15 protein-coding genes are annotated in these 15491 nt (G+C 69.0%); 9 read left to right on the top strand and 6 right to left on the bottom strand.

Going from position 1 to position 15491, the window contains the following annotated elements; translation table 11 throughout:
- Window positions 1-52: 52 nt before the first annotated feature.
- Both chrA and FJ887_RS03040 read right to left on the bottom strand, forming a co-directional pair.
- Window positions 53-1306 (bottom strand): chromate efflux transporter, encoded by a 1254-nt coding sequence (gene chrA, locus FJ887_RS03035; protein ID WP_137824364.1) that lies wholly within the window; start codon window positions 1304-1306, stop codon window positions 53-55.
- A gap of 182 nt (window positions 1307-1488) precedes the next feature.
- The gene (locus FJ887_RS03040) at window positions 1489-2352 is read right to left on the bottom strand and encodes a hypothetical protein (RefSeq protein WP_137824363.1); all 864 of its coding nucleotides are present in this window, start codon (window positions 2350-2352) and stop codon (window positions 1489-1491) included.
- 98 nt (window positions 2353-2450) lie between these two features.
- Here FJ887_RS03040 and FJ887_RS03045 point away from each other — a divergent pair, with 98 nt between their 5' ends.
- A complete protein-coding gene (locus FJ887_RS03045; protein WP_137824362.1) occupies window positions 2451-3425 on the top strand; it encodes a 3-hydroxyacyl-CoA dehydrogenase NAD-binding domain-containing protein in 975 nt (324 codons plus the stop codon).
- A 47-nt stretch (window positions 3426-3472) separates the two neighbouring features.
- On the opposite strand, the gene FJ887_RS03050 is transcribed toward FJ887_RS03045, so the two are convergent.
- Window positions 3473-3826 (bottom strand): nuclear transport factor 2 family protein, encoded by a 354-nt coding sequence (locus FJ887_RS03050; protein ID WP_137824361.1) that lies wholly within the window; start codon window positions 3824-3826, stop codon window positions 3473-3475.
- 204 nt (window positions 3827-4030) lie between these two features.
- Here FJ887_RS03050 and FJ887_RS03055 point away from each other — a divergent pair, with 204 nt between their 5' ends.
- From FJ887_RS03055 to FJ887_RS03080, 6 genes are all read left to right on the top strand, one after another.
- Window positions 4031-5413, top strand: a complete 1383-nt coding sequence (locus FJ887_RS03055) for an NAD-dependent succinate-semialdehyde dehydrogenase (RefSeq protein WP_137824360.1) — start codon at window positions 4031-4033, stop codon at window positions 5411-5413.
- A 182-nt stretch (window positions 5414-5595) separates the two neighbouring features.
- Window positions 5596-6975, top strand: coding sequence for a short-chain fatty acid transporter (locus FJ887_RS03060; protein WP_137824359.1), 1380 nt, complete (start codon window positions 5596-5598; stop codon window positions 6973-6975).
- A 250-nt stretch (window positions 6976-7225) separates the two neighbouring features.
- Window positions 7226-9289 carry a choline BCCT transporter BetT gene (gene betT / locus FJ887_RS03065; RefSeq protein WP_137824358.1) on the top strand — a complete coding sequence of 688 codons (2064 nt, stop codon included), beginning with the start codon at window positions 7226-7228 and terminating at the stop codon, window positions 9287-9289.
- A 52-nt stretch (window positions 9290-9341) separates the two neighbouring features.
- Window positions 9342-10754 carry a pyridoxal phosphate-dependent decarboxylase family protein gene (locus tag FJ887_RS03070; RefSeq protein WP_137824357.1) on the top strand — a complete coding sequence of 471 codons (1413 nt, stop codon included), beginning with the start codon at window positions 9342-9344 and terminating at the stop codon, window positions 10752-10754.
- A 41-nt stretch (window positions 10755-10795) separates the two neighbouring features.
- Complete coding sequence (locus tag FJ887_RS03075) at window positions 10796-11392, top strand: DNA-3-methyladenine glycosylase I (protein ID WP_137824415.1); 597 nt, start codon at window positions 10796-10798, stop codon at window positions 11390-11392.
- 32 nt (window positions 11393-11424) lie between these two features.
- Entirely contained in the window at window positions 11425-11862 is a 438-nt protein-coding gene (locus tag FJ887_RS03080) for an NUDIX hydrolase (protein ID WP_137824356.1), read from the top strand.
- A 22-nt stretch (window positions 11863-11884) separates the two neighbouring features.
- Here the strand turns inward: FJ887_RS03080 and FJ887_RS03085 are convergent, their stop codons facing one another.
- Complete coding sequence (locus tag FJ887_RS03085; protein ID WP_137824355.1) at window positions 11885-12436, bottom strand: hypothetical protein; 552 nt, start codon at window positions 12434-12436, stop codon at window positions 11885-11887.
- Between the two features lie 178 nt (window positions 12437-12614).
- Here FJ887_RS03085 and FJ887_RS03090 point away from each other — a divergent pair, with 178 nt between their 5' ends.
- Window positions 12615-13904: an MFS transporter gene (locus FJ887_RS03090; RefSeq protein WP_137824354.1), complete on the top strand. Its 1290-nt coding sequence runs from the start codon at window positions 12615-12617 to the stop codon at window positions 13902-13904.
- A gap of 216 nt (window positions 13905-14120) precedes the next feature.
- Here FJ887_RS03090 and FJ887_RS03095 read toward each other — a convergent pair whose 3' ends face one another.
- On the bottom strand, window positions 14121-14492 hold the full coding sequence (locus FJ887_RS03095) for an ArsR/SmtB family transcription factor (RefSeq protein ID WP_137824353.1): 372 nt from the start codon (window positions 14490-14492) through the stop codon (window positions 14121-14123).
- A gap of 16 nt (window positions 14493-14508) precedes the next feature.
- Here FJ887_RS03095 and FJ887_RS03100 point away from each other — a divergent pair, with 16 nt between their 5' ends.
- The gene (locus tag FJ887_RS03100; RefSeq protein ID WP_137824352.1) at window positions 14509-14997 is read left to right on the top strand and encodes an SRPBCC domain-containing protein; all 489 of its coding nucleotides are present in this window, start codon (window positions 14509-14511) and stop codon (window positions 14995-14997) included.
- Window positions 14998-15110: 113 nt separating this feature from the next.
- Here the strand turns inward: FJ887_RS03100 and FJ887_RS03105 are convergent, their stop codons facing one another.
- Entirely contained in the window at window positions 15111-15476 is a 366-nt protein-coding gene (locus FJ887_RS03105; RefSeq protein WP_137824351.1) for a VOC family protein, read from the bottom strand.
- Between the last annotated feature and the right edge of the window lie 15 nt (window positions 15477-15491).

Consider the following 15491-nt stretch of genomic DNA (forward strand, 5'->3'; position numbering starts at 1 on the left):
CGATCCCAGCCGATCGGGGGCGAGTGCGGTGCCGATCGGGGGGCGAGTGCGCTCAGAGCGCGATCGCGCCGATCGCCGCGGCGATGAGGACGACGGCCCAGGCGGGCAGGTTCCACCGGGTCAGGGCGATGAACGCGGCGAGGGCGATCGCCAGCGTCGCCGGGCTGGTGATGCCCTCGACGAACACGGGATCGAAGAGGGCGGCGCCGAGGAGGCCGACGACGGCGGCGTTGACCCCGAGCAGGGCGCGGCGGGCGCGGACCGAGCCGTGCAGGCTCTGCCAGAACGGCAGGGCCCCGACGGTGAGCAGCCCGGCGGGGAGGAAGATCGCCAGCAGCGCGATCGTCGCACCGAGGAGGCCCGTCGGCTCCGTCGTCATCGACGCTCCGAGGAAGGCCGCGAAGGTGAAGAGCGGCCCGGGCACCGCCTGTGCGGCCCCGTAGCCGGCGAGGAAGGTCTCACTGTTGACGAGGCCGGAGCGCACCGTCTCCGTGTCGAGGAGCGGCAGGACGACGTGGCCGCCGCCGAAGACGAGGGAACCCGCGCGGTAGAAGATGTCGGTGAGCCGCAGCGTCGGATCACCGGTGACGGCGGTCGCGATCGGCAGGAGGACGAGAAGGGCCGCGAAGACGAGGAGGGCGGCGGCACCGACCCTCTTCGACACGGACACCCGGAATCCCGGCGGCGCGCTCGCCCCCGACTCCGCAGTCTCCTCCGCGGCCGCGGCCGCCTCGGCGCGGATTGTCGCCTCCTCCGGTCGCAGCCAGGTCAGGCCGAGACCGGCCCCGACGATGATCGCCAGCACCTGCACGACGGGAGAGGGGATGAGGAGGACGATGATCGCGGCGAGACCGGCGATCGTCGCGCGCTTGGCATCCGGGGCCAGCGACTTCCCCATCCCGAGGACGGCGCCGGCGACGATGGCGACGGCAGCGGCTTTCACACCGTCGAGCCACCCGGTGCCGAGCGCGTCACCGTACGCGTCGAACCCGTAGGCGAAGGCGACGAGCACGATCGCCGAGGGCATGGTGAACGCGAACCACGCCGCGAGCAGGCCGCCGAACCCGGCGCGCTGCAGGCCGATGGCCATGCCGACCTGGGATGATGCCGGCCCGGGAAGGAACTGGCAGAGTGCGACGACATCGGCGTAGGCGGTGTCGGTCAGCCACCGGCGGCGGGCGACGAAGGTCTCGCGGAAGTAGCCGAGGTGCGCGACGGGACCGCCGAAGGAGGTGAGGCCGAGCCGCAGGAAGACGCGGAAGACCTCGCCCACTGTGCCCGGATGCCGCGTGACCGTTGTGCTCATCCGCTCTCCTTGTTCATCGACTCACGCACAGACCGCAGTGTGCGGCGCACGTCTGCGGTCCAGTCAACGGCGTGAACATGACGGACAGGTGAACTCGGCCCGCGGAGCCTCGGCGCGCGGAGCCTCGGGCCCGGGAGCGTCTCGCCGCGGAGGAGTCCCTCCGCGGAGGAGTCCGCCCCGGATCACGGGTGGTGGAGGAGGTACGTGCCGCCCTTGAGGCACGTGTCGAGGACCCAGCCGTCGGCGACGAGGGCGGTGAGCGATTCGCGCAGGGCCAGGCGCCACCTCGTCGCGAGCTCGGGGTCGTGGCGGCGCAGGTTCTCGATGTCGGAGGGGAAGTCGAGGGAGACGACGGCGGCCTCCCGCGGCACCTCGGAGATGAGCGGGGCACCCGACTCGTCGGCGCGCAGGCACGCGAACGCGGCGTCGGCGGAGACCGCGGGCACCCGGGCGGGGCGGTCGAGCGGCCACGACACCATCATCCGGTCGCTGGCCTGTCCGGCGTTGACGCCGTCGCGCATCTGCCCGTAGAAGTCCTCGAGGTACTCGACCATGCTCACGCCGAGGCGCTGGAAGTTGAAGTACGCGTTGCGGGCGATGAGCGGATCGAAGGTCCACGTCATCTCCGTGATCCCCAGCCGCAGGCACCACAGCCGCTGGTGGAGCTTCATCGCCGATCCCGCGCCGTGCCCGATGTGCTCGTGCCGGACCCCGGCGATGTGCGAGTGCATGACGGTGCCGAGCGGCTGGCCGAAGAATCCGATCGTCACCCCGATCATCTCCGCAGGGTCGTCACGGCTGTACGCCGCCGAGACGTAGTTGCCGGCATGGGCGAAGGCGACGATGAGCCCGGGTTCGAGGACGTTCGTGCCGGTCTGGTCGACGTTCCACACCTCGTCGAGGAGCAGCGAGGCCTCGGCCGCCTCGGCGGCAGTGTGGAGTTCCCGGACCTCGACGTTCGCCATCTCGGCGGCGGCCGCGAACTCGTCCTCGGCCACGGCCAGGGTCTCGGAGTCGACGGGCTTGAGTCCGGGGTGCGCTGCCATGGTGTCATTGTGCCACCGAACGCCCCGGTGAGAGCCGTCACGGGCGAAGATTTTCGTCCCCCTCAAGGGCCCCTGCCGTGCCGGTATAGCCTGGGACCATGTCGTTCACAGTCGCCGTCATCGGGGCCGGCACCATCGGCCGCTCCTTCGCTCGTCTCTTCGCCGCGTCGGGATACGACGTCGTGGTCGTCGATCCCCGGGACGACCTCGCCGAGGTGGTCGCCGGCATCCGTGCCGACGTCGACACCGATGTCGCCGCCCGTGCCGCAGCCGCGGAGGAGCGCGACCCCGACCTCGTCGGCTCGGACCTCGGCGGGACGGCCGCGCGCGGACGGACCGGCACCGTCGACCTCGCGGACTCGCTCGAGGAGGCGGTCGCCTCGGCGGGATTCGTCCAGGAGTCCGGACCCGAGGACCCGGACGAGAAGCCCCGGCTCTTCGCCCGGATCGCCGCGGCGGCACCGGCCGAGGCGGTGCTCGCGACCTCGTCGTCGACGATCCCCGCCTCCCACATCGCCGGCGCCCTGCCCGCCGAGGCGGCCGCCCGGGTCATCGTCGGACACCCCTTCAATCCGCCGCACCTCATGCCGCTCGTCGAAGTCGTCCCTTCCCCGGTCACGAGCGCCGAGACGCTGACCCGCACCGTCGAGTTCTACCGCAGCTGCGGACGCGAACCCGTCGTCCTCGCCCGCGAGGTCCGCGGATTCGTCGGCAACCGACTCCAGAACGCACTGCTCAAGGAGGCGATCGCCCTCGTCGAGAACGGCGTCGTCACCGCCGCCGACCTCGACGCGGTGATGCGGAACTCACTGGGCCTGCGGTGGGCGGCCGTCGGCCAGTTCGCAGGCATGCACCACGGCGGGGGAGAGGCCGGGATCCGCGGATTCATGCACCACATCGGCCCCGCATTCGCCGCGATCGACGACCTGCCGCTCGACCTCGGCGACGAGGCGATGGAGACGGTGTTCGCGCAGGTCGAGGACGCCTATGGAACGACCCCGAGTCCCGCCGCGGCCGCCGAGCGCGACCGGATCCAGCGCGCCGTGCTCAGAGCGCGCGGGCAGGCGCTGTAGCGCGCCGCGAGCGATGGTGCGTCGCGGTGTGCGAGAGTGCGACCAGCTCAGACGGCGCCGACGTAGAAGTACGAGGTGCGGGTGCTGATGAGGCCTTCGGCGTCGAAGCGGAAGAAGTCGGCGAAGCCCACCGTCGTCTCCGAGCCGTCCTTGAGACGACCGGCGAAGGTGCCGCGGCTGGCGGCCGCCTCACCGTCGACGAGGATCTCGGCGAGTTCGTGGGCACCGGATTCGATGACGCGCTCGCCGAGGTAGAAGTCCGTGATCTGCTGCCCGACCATCGTCGGGTAGCCGGGACGGTCGTAGGTGGCGTCGGCGGCGAAGAGTGCGGCGGTGGCCACGGGATCCCCGGCGTCGACGGTCGTGTAGTAGCGCTTGACGAGATCTGTGACTGAGGTCATAGCGCCAACTTAGCAGTCGCCGCCGGTTCTCAGGGGCCGGGGGCGCCGATCCGCGGGCGAGGAAGCATCCAGGGAATTCGGTGGGAAGGGGAATTGCCGCGGACCCGGATCGGCCATAGCGTGGGACGTACACGCGGTGACCACCTCGGCGAGGGCCTGCGGTCACCGACGATTCCCGACATCGAAGCAGAGAAGAGGTCCATCATGTCCACCCTGTATCGCGTCACCAACCCCGCCACCGGAGACGTCGTCGAGGAGTTCCCGACGGCCACGGACGCGGAGATCATGGCCGCCATCGACCGGTCGGCGACGACGTTCACCGAGTGGAGCCAGACCCCGGTCGCCGAACGCGCGGCCCTGCTCACCCGGGTCGCGGAGATCTACGCCGAACGCGCCGAGGAGCTCGCCGAGGTCATCCGGCTTGAGATGGGCAAGTCCGTGCCCGAGGGCAAGGGCGAGGTTGCGCTGAGCTCGGCGATCTACCGCTACTTCGCCGACAACGCCGAGGCGTTCCTCGCCGACGAGCCGCTGCGCGGTCCCGAGGACGGCACCGCATGGATCCGCCGCAAGCCCGTCGGCTCGCTGCTCGGCATCATGCCGTGGAACTTCCCGTACTACCAGGTCGCCCGCTTCGCCGCCCCGAACCTCGCGCTCGGCAACACGATCCTGCTCAAGCATGCCCCGCAGTGCCCGCGGTCGGCGGCGATCATGGAGGAGATCTTCACCGAGGCGGGCCTGCCCGAGGGTGCGTACATCAACATCTACGCGAGCAACGAGCAGGTCGCCGACCTCATCCTCCCCGACCCCCGCAACCAGGGCGTGTCCCTGACCGGCTCCGAACGCGCCGGTGCCGCTGTCGCCGCGGAGGCGGGCAAGAACCTCAAGAAGGTCGTCCTCGAACTCGGCGGCTCCGACCCCTACATCCTCCTCGACACCGAGGATGTTGCGAAGAGCGCGAAGACGTTCTTCAACACCCGGATGGGCAACACCGGTCAGGCCTGCAACTCGCCGAAGCGGATGATCGTCATGGACGACGTCTACGACGAGTTCCTCGAGTCGATCACCGCCGCCGCGAAGAAGGCCACCCCTGAGGTGCCCGGTGAGGAGGGCTCGCGCCTGTCCCCGCTGTCCTCGGTCGCCGCCGCCGACCGCTTCGTCGAACAGGTGCAGGACACCGTGAGCCAGGGTGCGACCCTGCTCGCCGGCGGGAAGAAATACGAGGGCGGAGGAGCCTACGTCGAACCCGTCGTCCTCGCCGACGTCGAGAAGGGCATGCGCGGCTACTACGAGGAGCTCTTCGGCCCCGCCGTCATCGTCTACAAGGTGAGCAGTGAGGACGAGGCCGTCGAACTCGCCAACGACACCCCCTTCGGCCTCGGGGCCGCCGTGTTCTCCGGCGACGTCGAGCGCGCCGAACGCGTCGGAGCGCAGATCGACTCGGGCATGGTCTTCATCAATGCGCCTGAGGGCTCACGCGAGTACCTGCCCTTCGGCGGCGTCAAGCGCTCCGGTGTCGGGCGTGAGCTCGGCCCGCTGGCGATGGACGAGTTCGTCAACAAGCAGCTCGTGTTCAAAAGCGACCAGTGAGAGCTGAGCGCTCACCGCGGCAGGAGGGCCTGAGAGCCCGCCGCCGCTGAGTTCGACTCGGCGCAGAAGGCGTCGTCCGCATCCGCGGACGGCGCCTTCGCCGTGTGCGGGTCCCCGCGAACGGTGACGGCGCTCACTGTATCCTGAAGTGATACACAGCACTTTCCCAGCAGGAGGTCCCCATGTCGGCACCGACGCCGTCTGCCCACAAGAACGTCGCGGCCTCGAAGGGGGTGATGCGACCGATCAACCGGGTCCTCGAGCAGTGGATCCCCTCGGCCCTGACCTTCGCGATCGTGCTCACCCTCATCGTCGCCGTCCTCGCCTTCGTCCTCACCGGGGCGAGTCCGGTCGAGGTCGTCACGAGCTGGGGCGTCGGCCTGTCCGGGCTGCTCGAGTTCATGACGCAGATGTGCCTCATCCTCCTCCTCGGCCACATCCTCGCCAACACCGGCCCCGTCCAGGCGCTGCTCTCCCGGCTCGCCCGGGTGCCCGGGTCCCCGGCGTTCGCCTACGTCTTCGTCTTCCTCGTCGCCGCCGTCGCGAGCCTCATCACGTGGGGACTCGGACTCGTCGTCGGCGCGCTCCTGGCCAGGGAGGTCGCCGTGCAGGCCCGCCGCCGCGGCATCAAGGTCCACTTCCCGCTCCTCGTCGCCGCCGGCTATTCCGGGATGGTCGTCTGGCACATGGGCTATTCGGGGTCGGGGCCACTGACCGCCGCGACCCCGGACTCGTTCCTCGCCGACTCCCTCGGCGGTGAGATCGTGCCGGTGAGCGAGACGATCTTCTCGACGTGGAATCTGCTCGCCATCCTCGGCGTCATCGTCGTCTGCAGCATCCTCTTCTACCTCATCGCCCCGAAGCCGGGTGCCACGGTCTACGAGATGCCCGAATCGGTGTCCTCGGGGGAGCGCGGCCCCCTCGTCGAGGAGATCGTCACGCCCGCCGACCGCATCGACGCCTCCCGCATCCTCACCCTCGTCATGGGGCTCGCCCTCGTCGCCTACCTCATCATCCACTTCGCCCAGGGCGGGGGACTGACCCTCGACATCGTCAACTGGTCCTTCCTCGCCCTCATCTTCCTCCTCGTGCGCAACCCCTTCGAACTCATCGCCCTGACCAAGGACGCGGCGTCGAACGTCGGCGAGATCCTCCTCCAGTTCCCGCTCTACGCCGGCATCCTCGGCATCATGTCCGGTACCGGGCTCATCGCGGTGTTCTCCGACGCGTTCGTCTCGATCGCCAACCCCATCTCCTTCGGTGTCCTCGCGCTGCTCTCCGCGGGGCTCGTCAACTTCTTCGTCCCCTCCGGCGGCGGCCAGTTCGCCGTGCAGGGTCCGATCATGCTCGACGCGGCCAACCAGCTCGGCGTCGACCCGTCGATCGCGATCATGGCGGTGTCCTACGGCGACCAGTGGACGAACATGCTCCAGCCGTTCTGGGCGCTGCCGGTGCTCGCGATCGCGGGTCTGAAGATGCGCGACATCCTCGGCTACACGTTCATCACGTTCCTCGGCTCGGGAGTCGTCATGGCGGTGGTCCTCCTGCTCGTCTCACTCTGAGGAGCTCGTCTCACTCTGAGGAGCAGGCCCGGGACGCGCGGGGCCGACCTGTCCCATCACCTGTCTCATGGGAGGACATCGGCTGGAGACCACGGCCGGGAATTCGGCTATGGTAGCGTGCATCGTTGGCTGCCGAGCGCTGAGCGGCCCCTGCGCAGCGGGCCCTGACCGGTCCTCCCGCGACAAGCCCATGAACCCCAAGTTGCCCATGACATCGCGGCGGTCGGTCGCCGGACGAGGGAGCGAAGAGATGACACTGCAGGCAAAGCAATCCAACGAGGACGCGGCGGGCAGGCCGAAGAAGAACCTGCCACCGGTCAACAAGCGCGTCTTCATCGCGGCGGCTATCGGCACGCTCGCCATCACACTGTGGGCGTTCTTCGCCCCCGTCAATGCCCAGGCCGTCCTCGGCGCTGTGGTGACGTGGACCTCGGACTGGTTCGGCTGGTTCTACGTCCTCCTCGTCGCCATCGTCCTCGTCTTCGTCATCTACCTCGCCGCTTCCCGGTACGGGTCGACGAAGCTCGGTCCCGAGCATTCGAAGCCCGAGTTCGGTCTGCTGCCGTGGGCGGCCATGCTCTTCGCCGCCGGCATCAGTACCGACCTCATGTTCTTCGCCGTGGCCGAACCCGTCACGCAGTACCTGCAACCGCCGAGCACGGAACCCGAGACCGTCGACGCCGCCCGTGAGGCCACCGTCTGGACGCTCTTCCACTACGGGCTCAGCGGCTGGGGCCTCTACGCCCTCATGGGCATCGCGCTCGCCTACTTCGCCTACCGGATGAACATGCCGCTGGCGATCCGCTCGGCACTCGCCCCGATCTTCGGCAAGCGGGTTCAGGGCACGCTCGGCGACACCGTCGACTTCGCGGCCCTCCTCGGCACGATCTTCGGTGTCGCCACGTCACTCGGCATCGGCGTTGTCATGGTCAATGTCGGACTGGGTGTCATCTTCGGCCTGCCCGTGTCCGTGGGGTCGCAGATCGCCATCGTCGTCGTCGGCGTGGGTGTCGCCACGCTCTCGGCCGTCTCCGGCGTCGACAAGGGCATCAAGTTCCTCTCCCTGCTCAACGTCTTCGCCGCGATCGCCCTGAGCATCTGGGTGCTCGTGGCCGGCAACACGAAGTTCCTCCTCAACGCGTTCGTCCTCAATGCCGCCGATTTCGTCCGGCTCTTCCCGAACATGGTGGGCCAGACCTTCGCGTTCGAGGACACGGGCACGTGGATGACGGACTGGACGCTGTTCTTCTGGGCGTGGTGGATCGCCTGGGCATCGTTCGTCGGGCTATTCCTCGCCCGCATCTCGCGGGGCCGCACGATCCGCCAGTTCGTCATCGGCACCCTGACGATCCCCTTCATCTACATCTTCATGTGGATCTCGATCTACGGGAACTCCGCACTCGACATCATCCGCAGCGGCAACCGGGAATTCGGGGAGCAGACGATGCTCAACCCCGAGGGCGGGTTCTACGAGCTGCTCGCCCAGTATCCGGCGTTCATCATCGTCGCCGCGTTGGCGACGCTCACCGCTCTCCTCTTCTACGTCACCTCGGCGGACTCCGCGGCCCTCGTCATGGCGAACCTCTCCTCGTTCCTGCCGACACCGCAGGACGACGGGCGCGCCGGACTGCGGATCTTCTGGGCGGTGCTCACCGGCGCGCTGACTGTGGCGATGCTCATCGTCGGCGGGATCGGTGCGCTGCAGAGTGCGACGGTCATCATGGGTCTGCCCTTCGCCTTCGTCGTCATCCTCGTCATGATCGGCCTCTACAAGGCCCTGCGCGTCGAGGGCAACCGCGTCGACAGCGTTGAGCAGAGCCTCTCGGGATCGCTGGCCCGCCGGTCAGGGCGGGGATCGGAGACGTGGAAGAAGCAGCTCTCCCGCGTGCTCGCGTTCCCCAGCGGGAGCAAGGTCCGCGACTACGAGCAGACCGTCCTGCTGCCGACGATGCGGGAGATCGCCGAGGAGATGCGCTCACGCGGCATCTCCGCCCGCTGCGGCCGCGTCGACTCCGAAGGCCGCTTCGACGATGACGGCGAGCTCGTCGAACTCGAGGTCGACGGCGAAGGCCAGTACCCCTTCCGCTACCAGGTGTGGCCGCACAAGGTCAGCGTGCCGTCCTTCGGCGGCCGCGTTCCGCGCGGCACCGAGGACTACTATCGGATGGAGGTCTACCTCGACGGCGGAGCCGGTCAGGGCTACGACATCATGGGCTACACGAAGGACCAGCTCATCGACGACGTCCTCGACAAGTACGAGCGCCACGTCGAGTTCCTCCAGATGCAGGAGAACATCACCGGCGGCACCGAATGATGGGCTGGGAGCCGGGCTGGGGCGCCGACGCGAGGGACCGGGCGGTGCGACGATGACGCCCGAGGAGTTCCGGAAGCACGGCCACGACCTCATCGACTGGATCGCCGACTACCGCGCCTCCCTGGATGAGCGGCCCGTGCGCGCGAGTGTCCCTCCCGGTGACATCGCCGCTCGCCTGGCCGCCTCGGCGCCGGAGGACGGGGAGGATCCGGCCGCAGTGCTCGGGGATCTCGATGACATCGTCATGCCCGGGCTCACGCACTGGCAGCATCCGCGGTTCTTCAACTTCTTCCCCGCCAACAGCGAGCTCTCCTCGGTGCTCGGTGACATCGCGAGTTCGGGACTCGGGGTGCTCGGGCTGTCCTGGGAGGCCTCCCCGGCGCTGTCGGAGGTCGAGCAGGTCGTCCTCGGGTGGGCCCGCGACCTCTTCGGGCTGCCCGCGGACTTCCGCGGGGTCATCCAGGACACCGCCTCGACGGCGACCCTGCTCGCGATGCTCGGGGCCAGGGAACGCGCCTCGGACTTCGCGATGATGGGCCCCGGGCTCACCCAGGCCAGCGCTCCGCTGACGGTCTACCTCAGCCCGTACGCGCACTCCTCGGTCCGCAAGGCCGTGCTCCTCGCCGGTTTCGGGGAGGACCAGATCCGCTGGGTCGACGTCGACGAGGACTTCGCGATGGATCCGGAATCCCTCGCCGAGGCGGTCGCCGCCGACCGTGCGGCCGGTGCCGTTCCCGCCGCGGTCGTCGCGACGTGCGGAACGACGACGACCACGGGACTCGACCCGCTCGCGGCGATCGGGGAGGTCGCCGCCGCACACGGCCTGTGGTTCCACGTCGATGCCGCGATGGCCGGGTCCGCCCTCATCCTCCCGGAGATGAGGGGTATGGCCGAGGGCATCGACCGCGCCGATTCACTCGTCATCAACGTCCACAAATGGTTCGGCGTCGCCTTCGACTGCTCTCTGTTCTTCGTCCGCGATCCCGCCCATCTCGAGGCCGTGATGTCGACGAATCCCTCGTACCTGCAGTCCGATCGGGACGCCGAGGTGACCAACCTCCGCGACTGGGGTGTGCCCTTGGGGCGCCGGTTCCGGGCGCTCAAGCTGTGGTTCATGCTCCGCATCGAAGGCGCCGAGGCGATCCGCGCCCGCCTGCGCCGTGACCTGGACAATGCCCGCTGGTTCGCCGCGCAGGTCGAGGCCGAACCGGGGTGGACCGTCGTCGCCCCTGTGCCCCTGCAGACCGTGTGCATCCGCCATGAGCCGCCGGGCGTGAGCGGGGAGGACCTCGACGCGCACACCCGGGAGTGGGCGCGGGCGGTCAACGACTCCGGGCGCGCGTACGTGTCCCCGTCGACGCTCGACGGTCGGTGGATGGTGCGGATCTCGATCGGCTCCCTGACGACGGAGCGCAGCGATGTCGAAGCGCTGTGGGAGATTCTCAAGGAGGCGGTGGCACCGTGAGGGAGGAGACAGGCGCCGGGGAAACCAGTGCCGTGGAGACGATGGCCGGTGGCCCGGTCGTCGGCGAGGACGGTCTCGCGCGCACCCCGTGGGCCTACGGGGATCCGCTGCTGCTGAAGTACTACGACACCGAGTGGGGTCTGCCGGTCCGCGATGAGTCCGGGCTCTTCGAGCGCCTCAGCCTCGAGGGCTTCCAAGCGGGGCTGTCGTGGCTGACGATCCTCAAGAAGCGCGAACGGTTCCGCGAGGTCTTCGCCGACTTCGATGTCGACACCGTCGCCGGCTACGGCGACGCCGAGGTCACAGCCCTCCTCGACGATCCCGGCATCATCCGGCATCGCGGGAAGATCGAGGCATGCATCGGCAATGCCCGGGCGATCATCGCGTTGCGGGACTCCGGCGGGATCAGCGAGCTCATCTGGAGCTTCCGGCCCGCACAGACCCCGACACCGCAGACGATCGCCGAGGTGCCCACGACCTCCCCGGAATCGACGGCACTGTCGAAGGCGCTCAAGCGCAGAGGGTTCCGCTTCGTCGGTCCGACCACGATGTATGCGCTCATGGAGGCCGTCGGTATGGTGGACACGCACCTCGTCGGCTCCCATCGCCGAGGCGCCTCCGGCCTCTGGTCGGACTGACCCGGACACCACCGCCTCGGCGAAAGGACACCATGAGGGACATCCGCGTGAGCGCGCTCGTCGTCATCCACCCCGAACGCCCGGAACTGCTCATGGTCCGCAAGACCGGGACGACGTCGTTCATGCTGCCCGGCGGCAAACCGGAGGCGGGCGAGACCCCGGAGGACACGATCATCCGGGAGATCGCCGAGGAGCTCGGACTCGACCTCGATCCCGTTCGTCTCTCGCCGCTCGGGGAGTTCACCGCAGCGGCCGCCAATGAGGCCGACCATCGGGTCATCGGCGACGTCTTCGTCTACGACGGGGTGCCCGCCGGGCTCGACCTCACCGACATCCGGCATCAGGCCGAGATCGCCGCGGCCGGATGGTTCCCATGCGATCCGATGCCCGCCGACACCGCCGAGCGCCAGTTCGCCCCGCTCACCCGGGATCGGGTGGTGCCGGCACTGGCGGCGGCCGGCGCGATCTGAGGCTGACGGAGGTCGGCGACGCTCAGCCCTTCGGCTGGCGCGAGTACGCGACGAGAGCGCGGTAGAGGTCGAGGGGAGCGCAGTTCGCGCCCTTGGCCAGGGACTTCACGAGCTTCCGGTAGGCCGTGTAGTCGACATGCGACGGGTTGGCGGATTCGAGCAGGCCATGGTCGTGGAGGACACCGACGGCACGGGCATCGAGGATCGCGTACTTCTTCGGATCGAAGACGGTGAGCAGGGCGCTGGCCAGAGGATTGCCGACCCCCGGCAGGACCTTGAGGAAAGGCAGGCGCAGATGGTTCGGGGTGTCCTCGTCGAGGGCGACGGCGGTGACGTAGTCGATGTCGTCGCCGGAGAGCTTCTCGGCCATCGGCAGCACCGCGACGGCCTTCCACTCGACGACCTTGAGGAAGTTCTTGCGCTTGTAGCCCTCGCGGCGCACGACCTTCGGGGCGATCGAATCGAAGATCTCGGCCTCGAGGTCGGTGAGCTCGTACTGGGGCTCGTAGCGGAGGACGAAAGCCGTGTCGATGAGGCCGGAGGACGGGCTGTCGGGAAGCTGCGACGAGGTCATGCCGCGATTCTACAGAACGTCGAGGAACACGGAATGAACGCTGCCGGTGCTCGGTCGGCGGCTGAGTGCCCGGCAGAGTGCGTGTCCGACCAGCGAAGACCAGCGGGCGCTGACCACCGATCATCGCGAATGCGAGATCCGCAGCCGCCTCGGGGAGGCGATGACGTAACGTGCGAGTATGGATGATCGTCGCACTCTGACCCCGGCCCTGCTCGGGCTCGTGTGGTCGGCGATGTTCGGATTCTCCGGGTTCTTCCTCAGCTATTCGACGATGGTCTCGATCGGGGCGATCGGCGGGCTCGCAACCGTGACCGGCGGTGCCGTGCTGACGACGATGATGGTCGGCGTCATCGCCGTCCAGCCCTTCGCCCCGTGGCTGGGCGCGCGGCTCGGCCTGCGCTCGGCCCTGCTCGTCGCCCTCGGACTCCAGGTGCTCGGGCAGGTGTGCGGCCTCATCGTGACGCAGCCGCTGCTCAGCCTCGTCCTCGCCGGGGTGTTCGGCGGCATGGGGTTCGGCCTCTTCGTCGTCCTCGCCAACGCCGCGGTCCCGGGGACGGTGGCGCCCCGCCGGTTGGGGAAGGCGCTCGGCATCTTCGGCGGCATCACCTCGCTCGCGGCGGCCCTCGGGGCGCCGTTCGGGCTGTGGCTCATCGGTGTCGTCCCCGTGTGGTCGTTCCGCCTCATCGCGTGCGGAACCCTGCTGCTCGCGGCACCGACGATCATCCGCTTCCTGCCCGGACGTGTCCCGCCGCCCGGCGCCGAGCACGACGGGCTGCCCGGCACACACCGCGCTGTTGACGCTGATGCTCAGGCGGCGGTCTCCGACGGCGGTGCCCGGGGTTCGGGTGCCGGCGTCGGTGCCCGGACTTCGGGCCCTGACGCTGACCGCGGAGCGTCCTCGCAGGGCCGGCGCCGCCTCGGCGAGATCCTTCCTCTGCTCACCATGCTCGCGCCGTTCCTCATCGGCATGGTCACCTTCGGACTCATCGTCGGCTTCGGTCCAGGGGAGGGGATCGCCACTCCGGCGATCTACATCGGGATCATGCAGGTGTTCTCCGTCATCGGGCGCTTCGCCGCCGGAGCCGTCGCCGATGCGCGCTCGCCGCTCGGGCTCAACCTCGCCGGCGTCGGCCTGGCGGCCTGCGGCCTCATCATCACGGCGATCACCGGCGGGGGAGTCGTCCTCGGGCTGGCGATGGCGGTGGTCGGACTGGGGCTCGGCACTCTCCAGTCGGCGAGCCTCGTCATGGCGTTCACCGCTGTGAGCACCCCGGCGCGGGCGAGCGTCGCGTGGAACATGAGCTTCGACATCGGCCTCGGCATCGCCGGGGTCATCGGCGGGGTGGGGTTCACCTACCTCGGCGACACCGCGACCTTCCTCCTCTGCGCCGGAATCCTCCTGCTCGCGGGACTCGTGTCATGGATCGTCGCCGCGCGGCGCGCCGGCACATCGGGTGGCCGGGACTAGAGGGAGCAGACTGCGCAGGTGGTCGCTGCGTGCGCGATTGAGCGCCGCATCCATGGCGCTTCCCAGAGGTCTGCGCCACGTTCATGGCGTTATCTCTTCGATTTTCGCCATCGCCGCGGCGCAGAATCACCCTGGACCTGGCGCAGAATCCAGGGTTCACCCTGGACCTGGCGCAGACTCCGAGACCGGCCAGGTTGAGTGCGTGCTGCGGCCGGGTCACTCGTTCTCGGTGTCGAGGGAGGCGAGGAGTTCGACGGCGGCATGGGCGTAGTCGCCGATCCAGCGGTCGTGGATCCGCTTGATCGGCAGCGGAGCCAGGGCGAGCACGCGGGTCCGGCCGACCTTGCGACCGGTGAGCAGCTCGGCATGTTCGAGCACACGGATGTGCTGGAGGACGGTCGTGCGATCGAGCTCGGGAAATTCGGCGGCGACGGCTCCGGTCGTCCGCGGTTCGGCGCGGAGGAGGTCGAGGATGCGACGCCGGGTCGGATTCGCGAGCGCCTTGAACACGGCGTCGTCGCGGGAGTCGGCGGATCCGCTCTCCGTGCGGTCGCCTCGGCGCGAACCTGTTCCCTTCTCTCCAGACATGTGGTAAAAATATCACATGAATGATGAGCAGAACGACAAGCAGGCCCCGCTGGAGGAGCTCTCCTTCACCGTCACCGGCTACATCTCGAAGACGCCCCATGAGACCTATGAGGCGGTGGCCGACCCCGAGCAGCTCTCGAAGTACTTCACGACCGGCGGCGCCCGCGGCCGACTCGCTCCCGGCGCCGAGGTGACCTGGGACTTCGCTGACTTCCCCGGGCGCTTCCCGGTCGACGTCATCGAGACCGTCCCCGATGAGAAGATCGTCATCGCGTGGGAGGGCTCGGAGCACACGACGGCGCCGAAGACGACGACGACCTTCGAGTTCTCGCCGGTCGATGACGGAACCCGCACGCTCGTGACGATCACGGAGAAGGCGTGGAAGACGACGGTCGGCGGAGCCGAGGGCGCCTTCGGCAACTCGATGGGCTGGACCGGCATGCTCGCCGCGCTCAAGGCGTGGGTCGAATACGGAATCAACCTCCGCGAGGGCTTCTACAAGTAGGCCATCGCCTCTCGAGTGCCGAGTGCTCGAGTGCAGGGGTCGTTGAGTGCTGAGACCCTGCACCGCACCGGCCCGCGGGCACTGGAACCCGCGGGCAGGGGCTGCGCGGCGCCTCAGTCGACCGGGGAGACCCGGATGAGGTTGCCGTCCGGGTCGGCGACGACAAACGTGCGCCCGAAGACCGCATCGTGCGGCTCCTCGACGACGGACACGCCTTTCGCCGTCCAATCGGTGAACATCCGGTCGACCGCCTCGGCGGACCCGGGGACCATGAGCCCGACTTCCGCGGTGCGGGCACCTGCCCGGGCGATCGCCTCGGCGCCTCCGCTCCACACCGCGAAGAGGACACCGGGCGCGACCTCGAAGGAGACATAGCGCGGTGTGACCATCTCCGGTTCCATTCCGAAGAGGTCGGAGTAGAACGCGGTCGAGGCCTCGGTGTCGGTGACGTAGATGAGGAAGAGGTTCGGGGTGGACATGATGGCTCCTTCACT

It is taken from the genome of Brevibacterium sp. XM4083, from assembly GCF_006489205.2.
Classification (GTDB): domain Bacteria; phylum Actinomycetota; class Actinomycetes; order Actinomycetales; family Brevibacteriaceae; genus Brevibacterium.